Genomic DNA, 21,342 nt, shown 5'->3' on the forward strand with positions numbered 1-21,342 from the left:
CAAGTTACGTACCTTTATGCGGGCTCAGATCCTTGAACAAACACTCGGTTCCGTGGAGGCGCACTTGCTTTGCTTCGGTTCCCTGGAGGCATTCATTGTCATCCTGACAAGTGGTGTGACCCACGGCGGCTAATTTACCATCCGGCTCCGAAAAAACAATATTTTTGTGATGCATGTCACACATTATCTTTGTGCTGGCCCGGGTCTATGCGGTAGCTATCTGTACCGTTTTTGCTCTCTTTATCAGCATAAGCAGACCGCAATTTGCACTGCTCGCTCACATTTTTGTGTTTTTGGCTGTATTATCGTTAGCCTCTTCCTCGGCCCCCTGGGCCCGGTCCATTCCCGTGCTGGTAAGGAGTCCCAACGTGGCACAGCTTAGCTCTCTCTCCCCCCAACTGATTTGGCAATTCTTCGAACAGATCTGCTCCATTCCCCACCCCTCCAAGCACGAAGCCCAGCTGAGTGCCTGGATAGTGCAGTGGGCTCAGGGAGAAGGTCTGGCGGTCAAGCAGGACGCCGTGGGCAACATCATCATCAAGAAGCCGGCCACACCGGGGATGGAAAATCGCAAGGCCGTGGTGCTGCAGGCTCACATCGACATGGTGCCCCAGGCCAATGCCGATACCCAGCATGACTTCACCAAGGATCCCATCGATGCCTACATCGACGGCGACTGGGTCACCGCCCGTGGCACCACCCTGGGCGCCGACAACGGCATGGGCATGGCCGGCTGTCTGGCCGTGCTGGCCGACAAGACCATCAAGCACGGTCCGCTGGAAGTGCTGCTGACCACGGACGAAGAGACCGGCATGACCGGCGCCTTCGGCCTGGAAGCGGGCTGGCTGGAGGGCGAGATCCTGCTCAACACCGACTCCGAAGAAGATGGCGAGGTCTACATGGGCTGCGCCGGCGGGGTGGATGCCAATATTCGCTTCCCGCTCGAGCTGGTTGCCGCCACCGAGGGTGAAGGCTTCGAGCTGCAGGTGAAGGGGCTGCGTGGCGGTCACTCCGGGGTCGACATCCACCGCGGTCGTGGCAACGCCAACAAGCTGCTGGTGCGCCTGCTCAAGGCCGCCGAGCCGCTGGGGGTTCGCCTGGCTGAAATTCATGGCGGCACCCTGCGCAATGCCATCCCCCGCGAGGCGCGCGCCAAGCTGCTGGTGCCCGCGGCCAGCGTCAACGAATTCAAGGCCCTGGTCGACCGCTATGCCGGCATCTACCAGAGCGAGCTGGCGGCCACCGAAGCAAACCTGACCGTGCTGCTCAATGCCCAGGACAAACCGGCCAAGCTGATGAGCGAAGCCCTGCAGGCGCGCCTGCTTGACTCCCTGATGGCCTGCCCGAACGGCGTCATCCGCATGAGCGACGCCATCCCCGGCGTGACCGAGACCTCCACCAACCTGGGTGTCATCAAGACGCTGGATGGCGAAGTCTATGTGCAGTGCCTGATCCGCTCCCTGATCGACTCCGGTCGCGAGAGCGTCGAGCAGATGACCCGCTCCCTGTTCAACCTGGCCGGCGCCAGCTGCGAATTCACCGGCGCCTACCCGGGCTGGGCACCGAACGTGGACTCGCCCGTGATGGCGCTGGTACGCAACAGCTACCAGACCCTGTTTGGCGAGATGCCGAACGTCATGGTGATCCACGCCGGCCTCGAGTGCGGTCTGTTCAAGAACGCCTACCCGGATTGGGACATGGTCTCCTTCGGCCCGACCATCCGCGGTGCCCACTCGCCGGACGAGAAGGTACACATCCCGGCGGTCGAGCGCTTCTGGCAGCTGCTGGTTCACGTGCTGGAACAGATCCCGGCCAAATAAGCCCGGCCTGACCGTCAGCATCCATGCCCCGCCAAAGTGCGGGGCATTTTATTGCGCCCTCCCCTCGAACCTGCCCCCTGGCCCTGCTCCCTTTATCCCCTTCCAGCGCGATGCATTCCGCCATCAGCCGGACAGCCATGCGCTGGCACCTGGCATTGCTTTTTCTGAAAACGTATCCATAAGAAACTCTTTATTTGAAAACCCTTTCCATGATTTATGTAAATTTACAACACAAAAAGTTGATCCAGCTCACAAAAGACCATAGGATAAAACCGTGACCCAGGTCACAGATAACAATCAGTAACAGAGCGATGAGGTGAGACTATGTTTGAGAACCTGGCAGTACTGTTCCACCTTAAGGGTGCAACCAGCAAGAAAGGCGTGGTAGAGAAAGACACTTATGCGCCTGCAACCCGTCACTACTACTTCCGCTATGGTGCCTGAACTTTTTTGGCTGAAAGTGAAACGTAGTAAAATTACACAAATAACGATCCACACAGCAGCCATCCCCTCAGAGGGGTGCTGTCCTGCCCAGGCCAGATGTTCCACGGCCGAACCTGAACTCCAACCATGAAGATGGGGCCCACAGGCCCCATTTTTTTATTGCTCGTTTTTCCATGACCCATCCCCGATGCCCCTGGCATGACAGGTAGCAACTAGCCTGACTGCACCCGCCTTATCTCGTCTCGCCTTTGGCATCCACCGGCAAGGGGAAGTGGCAGGCCACCTGATGGGCGGGCCCGCAAGTCTCCAGCAAAGGCGAGCGGTTATGACACAGGTCGGTAGCATAGGGGCAGCGCTGGTGAAAATGGCAGCCGCTGGGAGGCGCAATGGGGGACGGCACGTCCCCGCCGAGCGGGATACGCTGGCGGCGCCTGCGCGGATCCGGCACCGGAATGGCCGAGATCAGCGCCTGGGTATAGGGATGGCGCGGGTTGTGGTAGAGCTGCTGTGCCTCCGCCAGCTCGATGATCCTGCCTAAATACATCACAGCTATCCTGTCCGAGATGTGCTTCACCACCGACAGATCGTGGGCGATGAACAGGATGGCGAGGTTCATCTCCCGCTGCAGGCTGAGCAGCAGGTTGAGGATCTGGGACTGCACCGACACGTCCAGCGCCGAGACGGCCTCGTCGCACACCAGCAGCTTGGGCTTGAGCGCGATGGCCCTGGCAATGCCGATGCGCTGACGCTGACCACCGGAGAACTCGTGGGGATAGCGATCCAGCGCCGTGTGCGGCAGCCCCACCTTGTCCAGCAGCTCGCTCACCCACTGCCGCCGCAGCGCCGGGCTGCCCTTGCCGTGGATGATGAAGGGCTCCTCCAGGATCTGGCCGACCGTGTGACGGCCGTTGAGGGATTCCGCGGGATCCTGGAACACGATCTGCATCTCCTGGCGCAGGGAACGCATCTCGCGGGGGGAGAGATGGGTGATGTCGCGCCCCTCGAAGCTGATCTGCCCCGCCGTCGGCTCAAACAGCTTGAGCAGGGATCGCCCCAGGGTGGATTTGCCACAACCGGACTCCCCCACCAGCCCCAGCGTCTCCCCTTGCTTCAGCTCGAAGCTGATGCCGTCTACCGCATAGACGGTGTAGCGCTTGCGCAGGAAGCCACCCCCCATCCGAAAATGCTGCTTGAGATCCCGTACCGACAACAATGTGGTCATAGGCTCAGCTCCTTCCAGTGATGACAGGCCACATGGTGGTGTTCGGCCAGCTGTTCGCTCATGGGCACAGTCCCCACGCAGAGCTCGGTGGCGTGGGGGCAACGGTTCGCGAAGCGGCAACCCGCCGGCATCTCGCCGAAGGCGGGCACCTGACCCCTGATGGTCTTGAGCGGGCTCTTGGGTACGTCGTCGAGACGCGGGATCGAACTCATCAGGCCCTGGGTATAGGGATGGCGCGGATGGTCGAACAGCTCGAAGATGTCGGCCCGCTCCACCGCCCGGCCCGCATACATCACCACCACCTCGTCGCACAGCTCCGCCACCACCCCGAGATCATGGGTGATGAAGATGATGGCCATGCCGGTCTGGGCCTGCAACGCCTTCATCAGCGCCAGGATCTGGGCCTGGATGGTCACATCCAGCGCCGTGGTCGGCTCGTCGCAGATCAGCAAGTCCGGCTCACAGGCGAGCGCCATGGCGATCATCACCCGCTGACGCATGCCGCCAGAGAGGTTGTGGGGATAGGCATCGAAGCGCCGCACCGGCTCCGGGATCCCCACCTTCTGCAACATGGCGATGGCGGCGTCCTTGCGCTCGCGCTTGCCATAGTCGGGTCTGTGCAGGCTGAACACTTCCATCAGCTGGGCCCCCACCGTCTGCACCGGATTCAGGGCCGTCATCGGCTCCTGGAAGATCATGGAGATGCGGTTGCCACGCACCCTGTACATCTGATCCGCCGGCAGCGACAGCAGCTCCTCCCCCTGAAAACGGATGGAGCCCGCCACCACCTGGCCATGAGGTCTTGGCAGCAGCCCCATGATGGCGAGCGCGGTGACGCTCTTGCCACAGCCGGACTCGCCGACCAGGCCGAGGGTCTGCCCCGGCGCCACGGCGAAGCTGACGCCGTCCAGCACCCGGATCTTGCCGTCATCGGCGGCGAACTCCACCTCGAGATCCCGCACCTCGAGGATGGGGGCCTTGTTCTGGCCACCCTCGACGGTCAACACCACCCCATTCTCCCGACCACCCTGGATGGGAACCCCGCTATTGGTCATGATCTTCGCCCCCTCGGTGCCGTGCATAGGTCTTGTCGAGCAGGTTGATGGGCGCCAGCGCCTCGCCCGCTTCCTTGGCCTTCTGGGTCTCTTCCTTCAACTTGGGGTCGAGCCAGAGCAGGCCGCCGCTGCTGTGGGGGTAGCCATCCATGGGCCAGTAGAGCAGATCCGGGGTATTTCGGGTGGCGGGCACCTCCGGCAGCCTCACGTAGCGCCAGCTGCTGGCCCGCACATAGTTGAGCTGCACGCCGGGCACGAAGATGGCGAGATCATAGATACGCTGCTGGATCTGGCGGGAGAGCGCGGCCCGCTTGGCGGTGTCGAACTCGACGTCATAGGCGTCGATCAGGGTGTCTAGCTGCTGGTCAGCCACGTTGAACAGGTTGTTGGTCTGGGGCTTGTTGGCGTTATCCGAGTGGAACGACTCCCAGTACTGCGGATAGAGGCCGCCCCCACCCCAGCCGAGCCAGGCTGCCTCGTGCTTCTTCTCCAGCATCACCTTGAAGCCAGTGGCGCCATCCACCAGGTTGAGCTCCAGATCCAGGCCCGCCTTCTTGGCCTCTTCTTTCAGCAGCGTCAGCCGCTTGGAGTGCTCCTGGGTGGTGTAGGTGACGGCCAGGGTGAGCCGCTCCCCTTGGTCGTTTTGCAAGATGCCGTCCGGCCCCGACTTGCCGTAGCCCCCCTTGGCAAAATATTCCCGCGCCTTGGTCACGTCATAGGCCCGCTCGGGCAGCACCATGTCGGTAAAGTCGCCAAAACCCGAGCCGAAGGTGGCGGCTCTGTCGTAGTCCCCCCGCAACACGGTGGCGATCATCTTGTCGAGGTTCATGGCGTGCTGGATGCCGAGCCGCAGGTTGAGATCCGCCAGCTTGGGGTTGCTGACGTTGAGGTGCAGCCCCTGCCCCCCTTGCTTGGTGTCGGTCATGGCCATCACCTTCTGCACATAGCCCTTCTTGTATTCCGGGGTCACGGCTTTTTCATGCCACCAGTTCGGCAGGAGCATCTCGAAGCTGTCCAGCTCCCCCTTCAGGAAGTGGCGAAACGCGATGTTGTGATCCCGGATGACCTGCACCCTGATGGTATCGACGTTGAACCTGTGCTGGTTGTAGCGATCCCCCTGGGCCCACCAGTTCTGCTGCTTGCTGAAGGTGATGGACTTGCCCTTCTTCACCTCCGTCATCACATAGGGACCCGTGGTGGGCACCAGGGCCCAGTTGTACTGCTTCACCCAGTCGGGCGTGAGCTTGTAGTAGTGCCTGGGCTGGGGCCAGAGCTCTGTGGTGTTGAGCAGGTCCAGCCTGGCCTTGCGATGGCCCAACTTGACCAGGAGGGTATGCTCATCAATCTTCTCCACCGCCACTATCTCGATGCTGTAGTAGTTGTTGTACCAGGGGGCCCGGATCTCTTTTGAGCGCATCATCTCGTAGCCAAAGGTGTAGTCATCGGCGGTGACCGGCTTGCCGTCCGACCATCTGGCGCGGGGATCCAGCTTGAAGTAGACGGTCTGGCTGTCCGGCGCGATGCTCCAGTGGGTCGCGAGCGAGGGGATGGGGTTGCCGGTGTTGGGGTGAAAGCTGATGAGCCTCAGCTGGTTGTCCTGAATGAAGGAGCGAAACGAGCCGTTGGAATCGGGCCCCACGGTGCGAAAGGTCAGCGGGAAGCTGTCGATGAAGAGATTGAGGGTGCCACCGGGGATCGCCTGTGGTGAGGCAAACACAGGGTCTGTGTCGTTGGTCTCCCACTTGAGATCCGCGGGCAGAGCGACGGCCCAGGCCATGGCCCCCTGCACCAGCAGCAGGGCCGCCCCTATCCATTTGATCTTGTTGTTCATCTTTGACCTCCTGGTCATCAATTCCTGCGCTTATCCCTGCACTCAGGAACGCCATAAATAAGGACAATATTCGCTCGGTGCGCCCATGGCGCCGACCGCCCTCCCGTCACTGGTAGCGGGTGAACTGGCGCGGATCGAACGCCTCGCGGATCGCCTCGCCGATGAAGGAGACCATGATCAGCACCAGGCTCACCGCCACCACCACTGAGCTCACTATCCAGATGGCATCCAGGTTGTTGATGCCCTGGGAGAGCAGCTCCCCCCAGCTCGGGGTGGGCGGCGCCAGGCCGAAGCCCAGGTAATCCAGCGCCGTCAGGGTGGAGATGTTGCCCACCACGGCGAAGGGCGCCAGGGTAACGATCATCATCAGGGTGTTCGGCAAGATGTGGTGGAAGATGATGCGGCGGGTGCTCGCCCCCTGGGCCCGCGCCGCCATCACATAGTCCCGCGCCCGCTCCTTGTAGGTGAGGGTGCGCATGTACCAGGTGATCCCCATCCAGCCGAACAGCACGTTGATGCCGACGAAGAGGCCGAAGTTCGGCTTGGTGAGGGACACCAGGATCATGATGACGTAGAGGAAGGGCACCTGGGACCAGATCTCGATAAAGCGCTGCAAGATGAGGTCGAAGCGCCCGCCGAGGAAGCCCATCATGCAACCGAGGCTGACACCGATGACGTAGCTCGCCACCAGGGTGATGAAGGCGAAGCCGATGGCGATGCGAAAGCCGTACACCAGCCGCGCCAGCACGTCACGACCGCTGGTGTCGGTGCCGAGGAAGTGGCGATCGGCCAGGCTCGGGGCATAGGGCGGATAGACATCCTGCTTGAAGTCCTGCTCGTAGGGATTCCAGGGCACCGGCGGCAGCAGCACCCAGTCGCCCTTGCCCTCCTGGGCAAACTTGGCCTGCAACTGGCGATAGTTGGTCTCGTATTCGTAGTCCAGCCCGAAGTGCTGGCCCGGGATCACGTCGCCGTAGGTAGGGAAGTAGAGCTCCCCCTGATAGCTCAGCGCCAGTGCCCGGCTGTTGACCAGCAGCTCCGCCAGCAGGGAGAGGATCACCAGCAGCGAGAAGAGGATGAAGGAGTAGTAGCCGCGCTTGATGGACTTGAAGCGCTTGAGCTTTTTCAGGGTGACCGGATTTAGCTGAAAAGTCATGTTCAGTCTCCAAACCTGACACGGGGATCCACCGAGACTGCAGCGCAGATATCGGCGACGACACTGAGCGCTATCGGCATAACGAACGACATCGGCTTCATGTTCAGTCTCCAAATCTGACGCGAGGATCCACCAGCGCAACGCAGATATCGGAGACGATGTTGCCCACCAGCATCAGCATGGAGGTGATGGCCAGGATCCCCATGACGGTGGGGTAATCCCGCTCAACGATGGCCTCGTAGCCAAGCAGGCCTATGCCGTCGATGTTGAAGATGGTCTCGATGAGAAAAGACCCGCCGAAGAAGACGGTGAGCACGGACCCTAAATGGCTGGCGATGGGGATCAGGCTGTTGCGCATGGCGTGATGGGTGACCGCCTTGCGAAACGGCAGCCCCTTGGCCACGGCGGTGCGCACGTAATCCGCCGACAGGTTCTCCATCAGGCTGTTCTTCATGGTCATGGTGAGGATGGCGAAGTCGCCGATGGCGTAGGCGATCAGCGGTAGCAGGGCGTGGCTGAACAACACGCGGATCTGTTCCCAGGCCCCTTGCGTCGAATCGAATTCGTCCCCCGGGAAGCCCCCCATGGGCAGCCACTCCAGGTGGAAGGCAAACACCGTGATGAGGAAGATCCCCACCACGTAGGCGGGCAGCGCATAGGCCATGTAGATGAGCATGGAGCTTAAGGAGTCGAAGCGGCTGTTATGCCTGAGCGCCTTGGCCACCCCGAGGGGGATGGAGACGGCGTAGCTCAGCAGGAAGGTCGCCAGCCCGAAGAAGGCCGTGACCGGCAGCCTGTCCTTGATGAGGCCCCACACCGGCTCGTAGTAGCGGGTCGACTCCCCCAGATCCAGCACCGCCAGCTTCTGCAGCCACTCCCAGTAGGCGATCAGCATGGGCTTGTCCAGACCGTAGAAGGCCTTGAGCTCCTCGATCTGCTCGTCGGAGAGCGCCTGGGCCCCCTTGCTGCCACTGGAGCGCCCGGTCTCGTTCTGGGAGACCTGCGCCTGCAGCATCATGCGCTCCACCGGGCCGCCCGGCACGAAACGGGTGATGCTGAAGACGAGCAGGGTGATTCCGAGAAAGGTCGGGATGATGAGCAGCATCCGACGCAGAAAATACGACAGCATGGGGAAACCTCGTCCTTGTTGCGCTTGCATGGCCGCGTCATTCCGCGCAGCGGCCTCTCCTTGCCGGCATGGGTCCTTGAATTGGCGGCAACACCAACCCCGTGCCTGTTACCGCTACTTTAGAACGAACATCTTGAATAGCCACACCTTTTTGAAGCGCTTACCGCGAAGCTTGAGAGTCTCCGTGCCGATCTGATGACCATCGGGCCCGGGTGCCTTGAAAAGGCCACGCCATCGAGCGGGGCTGCACCAGCCACATCTCATAAAAAATCCGGAGCCTGAGCTCCGGATTGGTCGTCTCTACATGGCATCAGAAAGATGCCGCTTCGCCACATCAGTAGTTGCATACCAGCTTCCAGCTGCCGTCACCCGCCTTGGGTTCGCTGCTGGTCCACCAGTTTGCCTGCCAGACGGCCTTGCCATTGGTCATACGATCGTTGCCGTTGGCGTGATCCCCGCGCGGCCAAGCCGGGTAGGCATTGTACTCCGCCGGATTGACGCTCTGGCTGCTGCAGCTCGTGCCACCGGTGCCGCCATCACCGCTGCCCAGCACCGCCTCGGCCAAGGCCGGGAAGTCGGACTTCAGGCCTATGGTCTGGCTGCCGCTGACGAGGCGTATGCCGCTCGGCACCCCCGCCGCCGGCAGGTAGTAGGTCATGGCCACTTCGACGTCAGAGCCCGGTGTCCAGGCCTTCCAGGTCGGCAGCGTCATGGCCACCTTGTGGAAGTCCTTCTCGCTCGCGATGCCGTCGGAGTTCTGGTTGCCGCCGCTCTCCACCACCTTGAGCCCCATGCCGCTCTGATCCGTGATGGTGTCAGAGGTGGAAGTGGGCATCAGGAACTCGATGCGGGTGCCGCCCGGTATGGTCTGGGTCGACTTGTTGATGAGCTTGAGGGTCGGGTTGATCGGGTAGTTGGAATCCCCCTCCTTGAAGCCCGAGAGGCTGACGCCAATGTCGAGCTGAGCGGCCGGGACCGGCAGATCGTTCTGCTTCAGGCTGGCCTTGCTCGCCTTGCTGAACTTGTCGTAGGCCAGGCTGGTGAGGGTGCTGCCCATGACATATTCGTTCTTGGCAGCGTCGAAGTCGTAGTCCCCCGCCATCTCCCAGAACATGACGCCCCCCAGGCCGCGCTTGACGATGTAGTCCAGCTTCTTGCCCATGGACTCTTCATCTTCGGTGGAGAGGAACACCTTCTTCTCTTCGTTCCACAGCCAGGGCGCCTGCGCCTTGTCGTCGTAGTAACGCACGTACTTGCCCTGGATCACGTCCGCCGGGTTGTTGGGATCCAGACCCCAGGCGGTGCCATAGCTCGGCAGTGTGGTGATGCCGAGGCTGGCCGCGTGCTCCAGGTTCTTGGCATGCCACATGGGCACGGCGCCGGCGCCGACCTCGTTGCCGTTCTTGTCCAGATCGTGCCAGATGTTGTCGATGCCGACAGCGCCGTTGCCGCAGGGGATGGTGCTGCCCCCCGTGCCCGGCTGGCAATTGCTCTGGCTCGGCAGGGCCGCCTTGCCGTTGAGACCATGGGTACCGCCGGTGACCCCTTGCCAGCCACGGGTGTAGTAAGGCACCCCTATGTTGATCTTGCCGGCCGCCAGGGCGCCACGGAAGTAGTGGGCCGACCAGGCCGCGTTCAGATAGCCGATGGCGCCGTACTGGGCCTGACTGTAGACGCCCCACTGGGCCAGTTCGGGATCTGCCTTGTTGTCGAACAGCGCGGCGTTGTGGGCCACGAAGTTGTTCCAGGCGCCGTGGAAGTCATAGGTCATCAGGTTGACGTAATCCAGATACCGGGTGACCTGGAAGTTCTCCATGCCGCGCAGCAGATAGGCCGACGCCGGCGAAGCGATGGTCAGCATGTACTTGCGGCCATCCTCGGTGCCGGCGCTGTCCAGCCGCGTACGCAGGGTCTTCATCAGCACCTCGTAGTTGGCAAACAGCTTGGCCCGGCACTGGTTGGAGAGCGGGAAGTCGTTGGGGTTGCCCGCATCCTTCATGGAGGTGGGGTACTCATAGTCCACGTCCACCCCGTCGAAGCCGTAGTGGCGGATGAAGCCCACCGCCGAGTCGGCGAAGGCGTTGATGCCGGCGGTGTTCACCGAGCAGTCACCCTTGGTGGTGGCGGTGTAGAAGCCACGGGTATCGGCCCAGCCCCCCACGGAGATCAGCGTCTTCACGTCCGGATACTGCTTCTTGTACTTCGACAGCAGGTTGAAATGACCCTGGTAGGCGAACTCGGGATCCATCTCGGCGCCCGGAATGCCCTGCCAGGTCATCTTGGTGGCGGCATCGTCCACCTTGATCAGGTGGCTCTGCTCGTCCACCCCGGCGAACGCATAGTTGATGTGGGTGATCTTGTCCCAGGGAATGTCGCTGACCAGGTAGGCGGGCAGGCCGTTCTTGCCGGTGCGCCAGGAGGTGAAGTAGCCGATGACGCGGCGGGCATGGTCATCCCCCATACACTCGCTGCCATCGGCGCGGTAGACCTGGCGCACGTCGCAGGAGAGGTTGCCACCGGTAGGCGGCAGCGCAGCCTCTTCCACCTGCACATCTACCTGGCTCGATTCACCGACCAGATTGGCCTTGTCGGTGGCCACCAGCTTGAGGCCGGTGAGGCCCTTGTTCTGCGGCGTCCAGCTCAGTTGCCAGGGGGCGCTGCTGTCTTCACCCACCTTCTGGCCATTCACAAAGAGCTCTACCTTGGCCACGTCGTTGTTGGCGTCAGTCACATTTGCCGTCACGGTGGCGGCGCGGCCCAGGGTCAGCTTGGCGCCAGCGGCCGGGCTGCTGATGCTCACCTTGGGCGCCTCTGGCGCCACCACGGCGCTGACATTGAAGCTGACGCTGGCCTCGCTCAAGACCTTGCCATCCTTGTCCAGCCCACGGGACTTGAGCTGATGGGGACCGACGCCGCTCGCCACCCAGCTGGCCGACCAGGGGGCCGCGCTGCTCAGCGCCACCTGGGTGCCATCGATCAGATACTCGACCTTGACCAGGCCGCTGCTGTTGCCACTCAGGCTCACCGCCAGGGCCACCGGGGTGCCTTCGTTGAAAGCGCTACCAACGGCGGGCGAGCTGATGGCGAGCCCAAGGGCCGGCGCGGTGCCACCGTCGCTGAAGGGTTTCCAGGCATCGGCCCAGACGGCGCCAACGCCGGGGGCATAGTGGTAGGGCGAGGCGCCGCACCAACCGGAGTAGGGGAATTCTTTGCATTCGTAGAGGTTGCCGACGTTGCTGACGACATCGCCAGCCTTGTAAGCAGTGCCAGCCTGATAGACGGGATAAGCGGCGTGCGCCCAGGCGGGCATGGCCGCGAGGGCAACCAGCATGGCAAGCCTGCTGGGCCTGAAGGTCTGTTGCATTGTTTTATCTTCCTTGTTTTGTCTTGGCTTTTAAGACCGGGCAAAGCGCAATAGCAACAGGGGAGAAGGGTCGACGACAGGCCATGGACGGGCCACATACCCTCATGTCACCCGGGGAAACCCCGCTATCTGGCCCGAAGGGGCAGATCGGAGGCTTTGCGTCCCGGCATCGCTGCCGGTTTGCCCTTTACCTGGGTTCCGTGAGGAACAGGGCGAGTATAGGAAGCAAGTTGCAGATGCTCAATCTTTGTTCTCGAAGAGAAATATGTAAACGCCAGCGGGATCACAGTATTTCCACTTTCACCAAGTGACACATTTGTCAGTTATTTCAACTTGTTAGCCAGATCAAATAAATGAAATCGGCCTCTTTTGTCTCCCAGTAATGTGCGTTGGCTCACTGGTATGAACTGCCAGAAATGTGACAATGCGCGCCCTTGGTCAACGAGCCAAGGCTATGGAAACACTGGCAAAAATAAAAAAGGAATACCCATGAAAGGAACACCTACCCTGCTGTCGCTGGCCGTGGGGCTCGCCCTTGCGTCCCCGTCTGTCTATGCCGCCGGCTTCAGTTGCCCGGCCGACAATGCCCTCACCCCCATCCCCGCCATTCAAGGCAGTGGCGACAAGAGCCCGCTGATCCCGGATGATCTGTTTGAAAGCACACAGAGCGTCTCGGTCAAGGCCGTGGTCTCCGCCCTCGGCGAGAGCCTGAACAAGGGCTTCTACCTGCAGGACCTGCAGGGGGATGGCAACCCCCAGACCTCGGACGGCATCTTCGTCTACCTGAACGACAAGAATTTCGCGACCAAATACCCGGGCATCAAGCCGGGTGCCGTGATCTGTCTGGAAGCCAAGGTCGAAGAGTATTTCAACCACACCCAGCTCAAGCCTGTCTTCGATAGCGGCAGCGCGCGTCTGCAGGTCGTGGCACAGGGCAGTGCCCCGGCCGCCACGGCGCTGCGGGTGCTGGAGGGGGAAACCCTGGCCCGGGCGCTGGAGCGCCACGAGGGGATGCGGGTGCGACTCGATGCCGATAGTGAGCTCAAAATAAGCCGCAACTTCAGCTACGACTACGCCGCCAAGCGCAATAACCTGGTGCTCTCCCACCTGGCGCCACTGATGAAGCCGACCCAGTTGCACGTGGCGGGCAGCGACGAAGCCAAGGCACTGGCACAAACCAATGCCGGTAACCGGGTGTTCCTCGAATCCGACTTCAAGGCGGCCGACGGCAAACTGCCCTGGCTGCCGGCCTGGGAGCCGGAGCAGGGTTACCTGCGCGTCGGTGATGCGCCGGTCAACCTGGAGGCCCTGGTCGGCTACAGCTACAACGAATACCGGCTGATAGTGCCAAAAGAGCAGGCCATCACCGCGGGGGATCTGTTGCGCACCGACGAGAACGATCGCCAGAGCGCCCCGGCCCGCACCGCCGGCACTGACCTGCGTATCGGCAGCTTCAACGTGCTCAACTACTTCACCAGCCACTCCAGCGTGGGCGGCGCCCTCAACGTGCTCTGCGTGGATCAGGCGGATGCGGACAGCGCCAAGGGCTGCAACCGCGGCGCCAAGGATCTGACCGACTTCCAGCAGCAGCGCACCAAGATAGTCAACGCCATCACCGAGATGGACGCAGATCTCCTCGGCCTGATGGAGATGGAGAACAATGGCTTCGACGATCACTCCGCCATCAGCGACCTGGTCGCGAGCCTGAACGCCCAGCAGAAAGACGTCAGCCAGCACTACGCCTTCGTCAGCCTGCCCAAGGCCCTGCTCGGTCAGGATCGCTTCTTCGGTGGCGACGCCATCATGGTGGCCATGATCTACCGTCCGGCCAAACTGACCCCGAGCGGCGATGCCAGCCTGATCCAGCTGCCCGAGCAGCGCTACATCACAGGTGGCGTCGCCAAGACCGCCGGCCAGCGTGACTCCCTGGTGCAGAGCTTCACAGTCACGGGTGGCAACGAGCCGCTCACCCTGGTGGTCAACCACCTGAAATCCAAGGGATCGGGTTGCTACGAGAATGGAGATGGCAAGACCGAGCCTGCGGATCTGCAGGGCAAGTGCACCGAGTTCCGGGTCAGCGCCGCCAAGGTGCTGGGGGAAGTGGTGAACAAGCTGCCGGGCCAGGTGCTGCTGGTGGGGGACTTCAACTCCTACGCCAAGGAAGACCCGATCCGGGTGCTGACCGACTATGCGCCGGCCAGCAGCGATCGCAAGATCCGCTCCGCCTCCCACACCTTCCTCGGCGAGCAGACTTACGAGCAAGTAGGCCAGGAAGTGGGCAAGAGCTATGGTCTGGTGGATCTGAACGTCAAGTTCAATCAGGCCAAGGCCATCTCCTACAGCTATGAGGCCGAACTCGGCACCCTGGACTACGCCCTCGCCAACCCGGCGCTGGCCAAGCGAGTGATCGCGGTCGCCGACTGGCACATCAACTCCTACGAGAGCAACCTGTTCGAGTACGGTCGTGGCTTCACCGGCGACATGATCAAGTCCGACAACCCGTTCAGCGCCTCGGATCACGACCCCATCATCGTCGACCTCAAGCTGCGGGAGCCAAGCAGTGGCAGCGGGGGTGGTGCCATGGGTGCCCTGCTGCTGGCCCTGTTGCCGCTGGCCTGGCGCCGCCGGCACACCTCATAACTCGCTCTGAATAACGAAAAAAGCCCGCGACAGTCGCGGGCTTTCTCATTTAGGCCATTTGATTTGTAAATGAAGAGGCGTTAGCCATGAAAAAAACAAATGCCTGAACAAACAAAAAGGCCACCGGGATAACGGTGGCCTTCAGTATTTGGTGGAGCTACGCGGGATCGAACCGCGGACCTCTTGCATGCCATGCAAGCGCTCTCCCAGCTGAGCTATAACCCCAAATTTTACTCTTTGAACAAGCGGTTCTGGCGGCCGCTTGTTTTACTGCGAAATATTGGTGGAGCTACGCGGGATCGAACCGCGGACCTCTTGCATGCCATGCAAGCGCTCTCCCAGCTGAGCTATAACCCCAAAATCTTTACTCTTTAGACAATCGGTTCTGGCGTCCGCTTGCCTCATTGCGAAATAGTGGTGGAGCTACGCGGGATCGAACCGCGGACCTCTTGCATGCCATGCAAGCGCTCTCCCAGCTGAGCTATAACCCCACAAAGGTCGGCCTGGGTGATACACACCGCACTGCCCTGGATACTGCATTGTCAATTTGGAATCTGGTGGAGCTACGCGGGATCGAACCGCGGACCTCTTGCATGCCATGCAAGCGCTCTCCCAGCTGAGCTATAACCCCTTGGATTCCAGATTGTTCGAGGAGAATTTGGTGGAGCTACGCGGGATCGAACCGCGGACCTCTTGCATGCCATGCAAGCGCTCTCCCAGCTGAGCTATAACCCCAACTCACCTCGGCGCTACCAAAGTTATCTCTGGCAACGGAGGCGCATGATAGGCATCACCCGCTTTGCTGTCAACCCAAAATTTTCGCCGGTTGGAGCGTTTAGTCAAAATTCAGACAGTTAGCTGTTTTTACCGCCAACAGCGTCGCTATGTCGCTGTTTTACGTCGCAAATCCGCTTGAGGCCAAAATGCAAAGGGCCCCCGTCAGGGAGCCCTTTGTTGTCAACGACTGGCGCTTATTCGGCGTCGATGGCGCGGGGATTAGACCAGACCGGTGACGCGAAGCGACAGACGCTTACTCGGCTGCCATACGCGCTTCGATATAGGCCAGGGCGCGGTCGATGCGCGCCAGTACCCGCTCCTTGCCCACCAGCGCCATCACGGCGTCGATGGCTGGGGATTGGCCCAGGCCGGTGACAGCGACGCGCAGCGGCATGCCGACCTTGCCCATGCCCTGCCCCAGCTCGGCGGCAGTGGCTTCAATCAGCTCGTGCAGCGCTTCGGTGGTCCAGGTCTCCAGGGCCGCCAGCTTGGCCTTGGCCAGGATCAGCGGCTCTGCGGCCACACCGCGCAGGTGCTTCTTGGCGGCGGCTTCGTCGAGCGCCTCGTACTCCTCGAACAGGTAGCGGCTCTGGGCGGCCACCTCCACCAGGGTGTTGCAGCGCTCGGCCAGCAGGGTGACAACCGCAGGCAACGCCGGGCCCTTGCTGGTGTCGATGTGCTGGGCGGCCATATGCCACTCAAGATACTTCGCCACGTGAACCGGATCCTGGGTGCGCATGTAGTGGTTGTTCAGCCACAGCAGCTTGTCGGTGTTGAAGGCGGAAGCTGACTTGGAGATGGCATCCAGGCTGAACAGCTTGATCATCTCGTCCAGGCTGAAGATCTCCTGATCGCCGTGGGACCAGCCCAGACGCACCAGGTAGTTCAGCAGGGCTTCCGGCAAGTAGCCGTCGTCGCGGTACTGCATCACGGACACGGCGCCGTGGCGCTTGGACAGCTTGGCGCCGTCGTCACCCAGGATCATGGAGACGTGGGCAAATTCCGGCACAGGCGCGTTCAGAGCCTTGTAGATGTTGATCTGGCGCGGGGTGTTGTTGATGTGGTCTTCGCCACGCACCACGTGGGTGATCTCCATGTCCCAGTCGTCCACCACCACGCAGAAGTTGTAGGTGGGGGCGCCATCGGTGCGGCGGATGATGAGATCGTCGAGCTCGGTGTTGGCGAACTCGATGCGGCCACGGACGTGGTCGTCAAACACCACAGAGCCTTCGGTCGGGTTGCGGAAGCGGATCACGTGGGGCGCATCGGCCGGGTGATTGTGGGCGGCATCGCGGCACTTGCCGTCATAACGCGGCTTCTCGCCATTGGCCATCTGGCCTTCGCGCAGGGTCTCCAGCCGCTCCTTGGAGCAGAAGCACTTGTAGGCACGGCCGTCCGCCAGCATCTCGTCGATGATGCCGTTGTAGCGATCGAAACGCTTGGTCTGGTAGTAGGGGCCCTCATCCCAGTTCAGCTCCAGCCATTCCATGCCCTCAATGATGGCGTCGATCGCCTCCTGAGTGGAACGTTCCAGATCGGTATCCTCGATACGCAGCACGAACTCACCGCCCTGGCTCTTCGCAAACAACCAGGAATAGAGTGCGGTACGGGCACCGCCGACATGCAAGAAGCCAGTCGGGCTGGGAGCAAAACGGGTTTTGACTTTCATCTTTAAGCCTTGTGTAGAGGGCCTTGGGCCAATTCGTTAAAAAAACCGTCGCATTTTAGCACTCAGAATCACGGATGGGAAAAGCATGCAACAGCAGGGGCCTAAATAGGCAAGGATCCGGCCATGCCCCCATTCTTTGAATGGGATCGCAAAACCTCCCCTCTTTTTCCGCTTTGCTGGGCAACATAGCTGGAGAAGTCTCCCGCCCTGCCGATAAATCAGTCAACTTTCTACGTTACAAGGAACGCAAGATGCAGTTTCGTTCTATCCAGAATCGCATCCTGGTGATGGCGGGGATCGCCATGACCACGGCGCTGGTCATCCTGATCCTGCTCAATCAATACTCGGGCAAACAGACCCAGCAGCTGACCATCAGCTCCAGTCGTGCCGCCCTGCAACAGGAGGCCTGGCAGAAGGTGAGCGCCAACGCCCGGGCCGAGGCTGCCACCATCACCCAGTTGTTGCAGAAGGGGCTCTCCTACACCCAGCAGATGGCCAGCGTCTTCGCCCTGCAGCAAGGGGGCAAGCTGCCACTGGATCGCCAACAGGCCACCGACCTGCTCAAGGCGCAGCTCGCACTCGAGCCCCAGCTGTATGGCGCCTTCGCAGGGTTCGAGCCCAATGGCTTCGACGGTCAGGACGCCACCTTCGCCGGCCAGACGGCGCTCGGCAGCGACAGCCAGGGGCGCTTCGTGCCCTACTTCTACCGTGACAAGGACGGCATAGGCACCGATCTGCTGCTCTCCATCGAGAAGAGCGACGCGGACGAATTCGGCAACCCGGCCAACGACTACTATGCCTGCCCGAAACGGGAGGGCCGATCCTGCCTCATCGACCCCTTCAAGGTGGACATCAACGGCCAGCAGGTGCTGGTGAGCACCATCACCACCCCCATTCTGGTGGATGGCCAGTTCAAGGGGGTCGCGGCGCTGGATCTGGCGGTGGATTCCATCAGCCGTCAGGCCCAGTCCCTCAACAGCAACATCTATGACGGCAAGGGGGAGACCCTGATCGTTAGCGCCGCCGGCGTCATCACCGGCACCAGCGGCGACGCCAGCCTGCTCGGCAGCCGCGCCGACAAGCTGCTCGGCGATGGCTGGCAGCAATACCTCAAACCCGAGGTGCAGCGCCAGGAGCTCACCGATGCGTTTCGCATCTCGGTGCCCATCGCGGTGCCGGGCATGAGCCGCAACTGGGCCATCATAGTCACCCTGCCCTACAAGGTGGTGCTGGCCGGCGCCGATCAACTGGAGGCCCAGCTCGCCGACATGAACCGGGCCGCCATGACCCAGCAGCTCATCGGTGCCCTCATCGTACTGGTGTTGGCCCTGGCCACCATGCTGGTGATCGCCCGCAGCATCACGGGCCCCATCCGCCAGATGGTGAGCCTGGTGGATGACATCGCCGACGGTGAGGGGGATCTCACCAAACGCCTCAATACCCAGTCCCAAGACGAGCTGGGGGCCCTGGCCCGCGGCATCAACCGCTTTATCGACAAGTTGCAGGTGCTGCTGGGGGATGTGCAGAAGACCGCGAGCGAGGTCCATCGCCACGCCGGTGACACCGACCGCATCGCCGGCCAGACCGACAGCAACCTGCAGCATCACCAGGCGGAGATGGAGCAGATGCTGACCGCGGTGCAAGAGATGTCCTACGTCAGCCAGGAGGTGGCGACCCACGCCAACAACACCGCCGACTCGGCCAAGCAGGCCCAGGGGGCGGCGGATCAGGGCAAGGTGCGCTTCCAGCAGGTGATCCAGTCCATGCACAGGGTCGCGGCCGAATCGGGCAAGGGCGCCGAGGTGGTAGAGGGACTGGCCCACGACAGCGAACAGATCACCAGCATACTCACCGTCATTCAGGGCATCGCCGATCAGACCAACCTGCTGGCGCTGAACGCCGCCATCGAGGCGGCCCGGGCCGGCGAGCAGGGCCGCGGCTTCGCGGTGGTGGCGGACGAGGTACGCAAGCTGGCGGGCAACACCCAGCAGGCGGTGCAGAACACCCAGGAGCTGCTCGAGAAGATCCGCCACAGCTCGGCCAACGCGGTCAACGCCATCCAGCAGAGCCAGCAGCTGACCCATCAGGCGGTGGGCGAGGCGGACTTGGCAGAAGCGGCGCTCGACAGCATCTTCCAGGCCATCGCCACCATCAACGACATGACCTACCAGATCGCCTCCGCCGCCGAGGAGCAGAGCTCGGTTTCCGAGACCGTCTCCGGCAATCTGTCAAAAACCAACGCACTGGCCAACGACATCGCCGAAGATGCGACCAATACGGCCCAAGCCAGCCAGGCCTTGCGCCAGGCGGCCGAGCGTTTGCAGCAATTGCTCGGACAATTTCGTCTCAGCTGATAATTTTCATGCTCAGGGCTCTCCCCCTCGGGGGCGAGTCCGTTTACCATAGGCGCTATATTTGCCTGATGGCAGGCAATGTAGTGAGAGGTAAATGCCGTGCCCACCCCGGACCGTCGCCCACGTGGCCATAACAGACGAGCCCAGCAGCGTCGCCAAGACGAATCACAAGGAACCCTGCTCCATCGTATCAATGCCGCCACCCTGCCCCTGCGTCAGCGCCTCGGGCAAGGCATGAGTGGCCTGCGCAACAAGGAGGCCAGAACGGCTTCCTTCAAGCTGGCCAGCCCGCTGCCGCGCAAGCACACCATAGGTTTGCTGGTACTGATCCCGCTCTGGCTGCTGGTACTGATCTGGGAACCGGCCCCCTCGGCCCCCAGTGCTGCTCCGTCCGGCTCCCTCGCCGTGCCCCTGGCTGTGCCGACCCAGGCCCTGACCGTAGGCAATGACAGCACTGGCAGTGCGCCGGTCGCCGCCAAACCGGTGGAAGAGAAGGTAGACGGCAGCTGGCTGCAGCACGATGTGCAGGCCGGCGAGACCCTCTACTCCATCTTCCGCAAGTTCGAGCTGCCCGGCGCCGAGCTGAGCCGGCTGATCGCCATAGAGGGGCCAGACAGGCCGCTGACCCGGCTGCAGTCCGGCAAGTCGGTGTTCGTACTGGTGGACGCCAGTCGCCGCATCCAGCGAGTCGAGATCCGCTCCTTCGGTCAGGTGAATTATCGCTACGACCGACAGGGCGAAGGCTTCGCACTCAAGGAGTGAAACCACCGGCGATGACGCAATGAAACGGGAGGCCTGGAGCCTCCCGTTTTTTTGCGCTGCTGCCTGAAACAAGCCGCTGACTTCGCAATAGTTTTAGCTCGCTCAAAAAATGAAAAGTGCCAAATTGACAAGGGATCGGGCTTCAGTACAATCGATTGTGCTTTAGACAGGGATTGTACTACATGCGACTGGGACAAATTGACGTGATCAGTCATGGGTAGACCCTGGATCCTAGGCAAATGCTGCCCAACAAGGCGTTAGTTTCAATTTGTTATAGATAGGACTTACCACATGTCTGACATTCGCACCGGCCAAGTAAAATGGTTCAACGAAACCAAGGGTTTTGGCTTCATCGAGCAATCCCAGGGACCGGACGTTTTCGTTCACTTCTCCTCCATCCAGAGCACTGGTTTCAAGACCCTGGCTGAAGGTCAAAAAGTCCAGTTCACCGTGACCCAGGGCAAGAAAGGCCCGCAGGCTGAGAACGTGACTCTGCTCTAAGCCAGCCTCACCCGTGAACTCGCAGGAGGAGCCAAGGCCCCTCCTATTTTTTTGTCTGCCATTCCCCGCCCCGTATCAGGCGAGCTCTTCGCCGCCCTGACCTGCCTCTCCCCTCTCCCAAGCCGCCTACGCTCAGCTGCCGCCGCCATAGTCCATGGACCGAGGGCAATGACGGGAAACCGGCACAGGTGCTGACAAGCGGATATGGCAAAGCATCGCGGCGCGATACTGAATCTATTCAAGGGGATAAAGAGAACTGGCGATACTTCGAAGAGAGATTGGAGCGGGAAACGAGACTCGAACTCGCGACCCCGACCTTGGCAAGGTCGTGCTCTACCAACTGAGCTATTCCCGCAACAGGATGTCATCTGCACATGATTGGAGCGGGAAACGAGACTCGAACTCGCGACCCCGACCTTGGCAAGGTCGTGCTCTACCAACTGAGCTATTCCCGCAACGGAATATCATCTGCAGCACTTCATAAAACAAGTTTGGAGCGGGAAACGAGACTCGAACTCGCGACCCCGACCTTGGCAAGGTCGTGCTCTACCAACTGAGCTATTCCCGCAACAGGATGTCATCTGCACATGATTGGAGCGGGAAACGAGACTCGAACTC

12 protein-coding genes, 8 tRNA genes and 1 riboswitch are annotated in these 21,342 nt (G+C 61.5%); of the genes, 5 read left to right on the plus strand and 15 right to left on the minus strand.

Going from position 1 to position 21,342, the window contains the following annotated elements:
• Positions 1-368: 368 nt before the first annotated feature.
• Positions 369-1,820 carry an aminoacyl-histidine dipeptidase gene (locus MM194_RS16165; RefSeq protein WP_241344130.1) on the plus strand — a complete coding sequence of 484 codons (1,452 nt, stop codon included), beginning with the start codon at positions 369-371 and terminating at the stop codon, positions 1,818-1,820.
• A gap of 676 nt (positions 1,821-2,496) precedes the next feature.
• On the opposite strand, the gene MM194_RS16170 is transcribed toward MM194_RS16165, so the two are convergent.
• The 6 genes from MM194_RS16170 to MM194_RS16195 form a co-directional block, all read right to left on the minus strand.
• Positions 2,497-3,486: a dipeptide ABC transporter ATP-binding protein gene (locus tag MM194_RS16170; RefSeq protein ID WP_241344131.1), complete on the minus strand. Its 990-nt coding sequence runs from the start codon at positions 3,484-3,486 to the stop codon at positions 2,497-2,499.
• Entirely contained in the window at positions 3,483-4,541 is a 1,059-nt protein-coding gene (locus tag MM194_RS16175) for an ABC transporter ATP-binding protein (RefSeq protein WP_241344132.1), read from the minus strand. The genes MM194_RS16170 and MM194_RS16175 overlap by 4 nt, the downstream gene beginning before the upstream one ends.
• Positions 4,531-6,372, minus strand: coding sequence for an extracellular solute-binding protein (locus tag MM194_RS16180; protein ID WP_241344133.1), 1,842 nt, complete (start codon positions 6,370-6,372; stop codon positions 4,531-4,533). The genes MM194_RS16175 and MM194_RS16180 overlap by 11 nt, the downstream gene beginning before the upstream one ends.
• Positions 6,373-6,478: 106 nt before the next feature.
• Positions 6,479-7,528 carry an ABC transporter permease subunit gene (locus tag MM194_RS16185; RefSeq protein WP_033132219.1) on the minus strand — a complete coding sequence of 350 codons (1,050 nt, stop codon included), beginning with the start codon at positions 7,526-7,528 and terminating at the stop codon, positions 6,479-6,481.
• Between the two features lie 103 nt (positions 7,529-7,631).
• Positions 7,632-8,657, minus strand: coding sequence for an ABC transporter permease subunit (locus MM194_RS16190; protein WP_033132218.1), 1,026 nt, complete (start codon positions 8,655-8,657; stop codon positions 7,632-7,634).
• A 334-nt stretch (positions 8,658-8,991) separates the two neighbouring features.
• Entirely contained in the window at positions 8,992-11,988 is a 2,997-nt protein-coding gene (locus tag MM194_RS16195) for a glycosyl hydrolase family 18 protein (protein WP_241344139.1), read from the minus strand.
• A 145-nt stretch (positions 11,989-12,133) separates the two neighbouring features.
• Positions 12,134-12,216, minus strand: a riboswitch (cyclic di-GMP riboswitch).
• A 294-nt stretch (positions 12,217-12,510) separates the two neighbouring features.
• Here MM194_RS16195 and MM194_RS16200 point away from each other — a divergent pair.
• Entirely contained in the window at positions 12,511-14,661 is a 2,151-nt protein-coding gene (locus tag MM194_RS16200; protein ID WP_241344134.1) for an ExeM/NucH family extracellular endonuclease, read from the plus strand.
• Positions 14,662-14,810: 149 nt separating this feature from the next.
• On the opposite strand, the gene MM194_RS16205 is transcribed toward MM194_RS16200, so the two are convergent.
• The 6 genes from MM194_RS16205 to gltX form a co-directional block, all read right to left on the minus strand.
• Positions 14,811-14,886 (minus strand) — tRNA-Ala (locus tag MM194_RS16205).
• Between the two features lie 56 nt (positions 14,887-14,942).
• Positions 14,943-15,018, minus strand: a tRNA-Ala gene (locus tag MM194_RS16210).
• Between the two features lie 58 nt (positions 15,019-15,076).
• A tRNA-Ala gene (locus MM194_RS16215) sits at positions 15,077-15,152 on the minus strand.
• Positions 15,153-15,216: 64 nt separating this feature from the next.
• Positions 15,217-15,292, minus strand: a tRNA-Ala gene (locus tag MM194_RS16220).
• 28 nt (positions 15,293-15,320) lie between these two features.
• Positions 15,321-15,396: transfer RNA gene (locus MM194_RS16225), tRNA-Ala, on the minus strand.
• 295 nt (positions 15,397-15,691) lie between these two features.
• A complete protein-coding gene (gene gltX, locus MM194_RS16230) occupies positions 15,692-17,107 on the minus strand; it encodes a glutamate--tRNA ligase (RefSeq protein ID WP_241344135.1) in 1,416 nt (471 codons plus the stop codon).
• A gap of 251 nt (positions 17,108-17,358) precedes the next feature.
• On the opposite strand from gltX, the gene MM194_RS16235 reads away from it, so the two are divergent.
• The 3 genes from MM194_RS16235 (at position 17,359) to MM194_RS16245 (ending at position 20,724) form a co-directional block, all read left to right on the plus strand.
• Positions 17,359-19,461, plus strand: a complete 2,103-nt coding sequence (locus tag MM194_RS16235) for a methyl-accepting chemotaxis protein (RefSeq protein ID WP_241344136.1) — start codon at positions 17,359-17,361, stop codon at positions 19,459-19,461.
• A 99-nt stretch (positions 19,462-19,560) separates the two neighbouring features.
• Positions 19,561-20,223 carry a LysM-like peptidoglycan-binding domain-containing protein gene (locus tag MM194_RS16240; protein ID WP_241344137.1) on the plus strand — a complete coding sequence of 221 codons (663 nt, stop codon included), beginning with the start codon at positions 19,561-19,563 and terminating at the stop codon, positions 20,221-20,223.
• Positions 20,224-20,514: 291 nt separating this feature from the next.
• A complete protein-coding gene (locus tag MM194_RS16245; RefSeq protein ID WP_005327092.1) occupies positions 20,515-20,724 on the plus strand; it encodes a cold-shock protein in 210 nt (69 codons plus the stop codon).
• Between the two features lie 279 nt (positions 20,725-21,003).
• Here MM194_RS16245 and MM194_RS16250 read toward each other — a convergent pair.
• From MM194_RS16250 to MM194_RS16260, 3 genes are all read right to left on the minus strand, one after another.
• Positions 21,004-21,079: transfer RNA gene (locus tag MM194_RS16250), tRNA-Gly, on the minus strand.
• A 24-nt stretch (positions 21,080-21,103) separates the two neighbouring features.
• Positions 21,104-21,179, minus strand: a tRNA-Gly gene (locus MM194_RS16255).
• Between the two features lie 37 nt (positions 21,180-21,216).
• A tRNA-Gly gene (locus MM194_RS16260) sits at positions 21,217-21,292 on the minus strand.
• Positions 21,293-21,342 lie beyond the last annotated feature (50 nt).

This window comes from Aeromonas sp. MR16 (assembly GCF_022549315.1).
GTDB classification, from domain to species: domain Bacteria; phylum Pseudomonadota; class Gammaproteobacteria; order Enterobacterales; family Aeromonadaceae; genus Aeromonas; species Aeromonas aquatica.

What these genes read in the sequence shown, in the direction of transcription:
- MM194_RS16170 (WP_241344131.1), bottom strand. Translation starts at nt 3,486, where the DNA reads ATGACCACATTGTTGTCGGTACGGGATCTCAAGCAGCATTTTCGGATG.
- MM194_RS16175 (WP_241344132.1), bottom strand. Translation starts at nt 4,541, where the DNA reads ATGACCAATAGCGGGGTTCCCATCCAGGGTGGTCGGGAGAATGGGGTG.
- MM194_RS16180 (WP_241344133.1), bottom strand. Translation starts at nt 6,372, where the DNA reads ATGAACAACAAGATCAAATGGATAGGGGCGGCCCTGCTGCTGGTGCAG.
- MM194_RS16185 (WP_033132219.1), bottom strand. Translation starts at nt 7,528, where the DNA reads ATGACTTTTCAGCTAAATCCGGTCACCCTGAAAAAGCTCAAGCGCTTC.
- MM194_RS16190 (WP_033132218.1), bottom strand. Translation starts at nt 8,657, where the DNA reads ATGCTGTCGTATTTTCTGCGTCGGATGCTGCTCATCATCCCGACCTTT.
- MM194_RS16195 (WP_241344139.1), bottom strand. Translation starts at nt 11,988, where the DNA reads ATGCTGGTTGCCCTCGCGGCCATGCCCGCCTGGGCGCACGCCGCTTAT.
- MM194_RS16200 (WP_241344134.1), top strand. Translation starts at nt 12,511, where the DNA reads ATGAAAGGAACACCTACCCTGCTGTCGCTGGCCGTGGGGCTCGCCCTT.
- gltX (WP_241344135.1), bottom strand. Translation starts at nt 17,107, where the DNA reads ATGAAAGTCAAAACCCGTTTTGCTCCCAGCCCGACTGGCTTCTTGCAT.
- MM194_RS16235 (WP_241344136.1), top strand. Translation starts at nt 17,359, where the DNA reads ATGCAGTTTCGTTCTATCCAGAATCGCATCCTGGTGATGGCGGGGATC.
- MM194_RS16245 (WP_005327092.1), top strand. Translation starts at nt 20,515, where the DNA reads ATGTCTGACATTCGCACCGGCCAAGTAAAATGGTTCAACGAAACCAAG.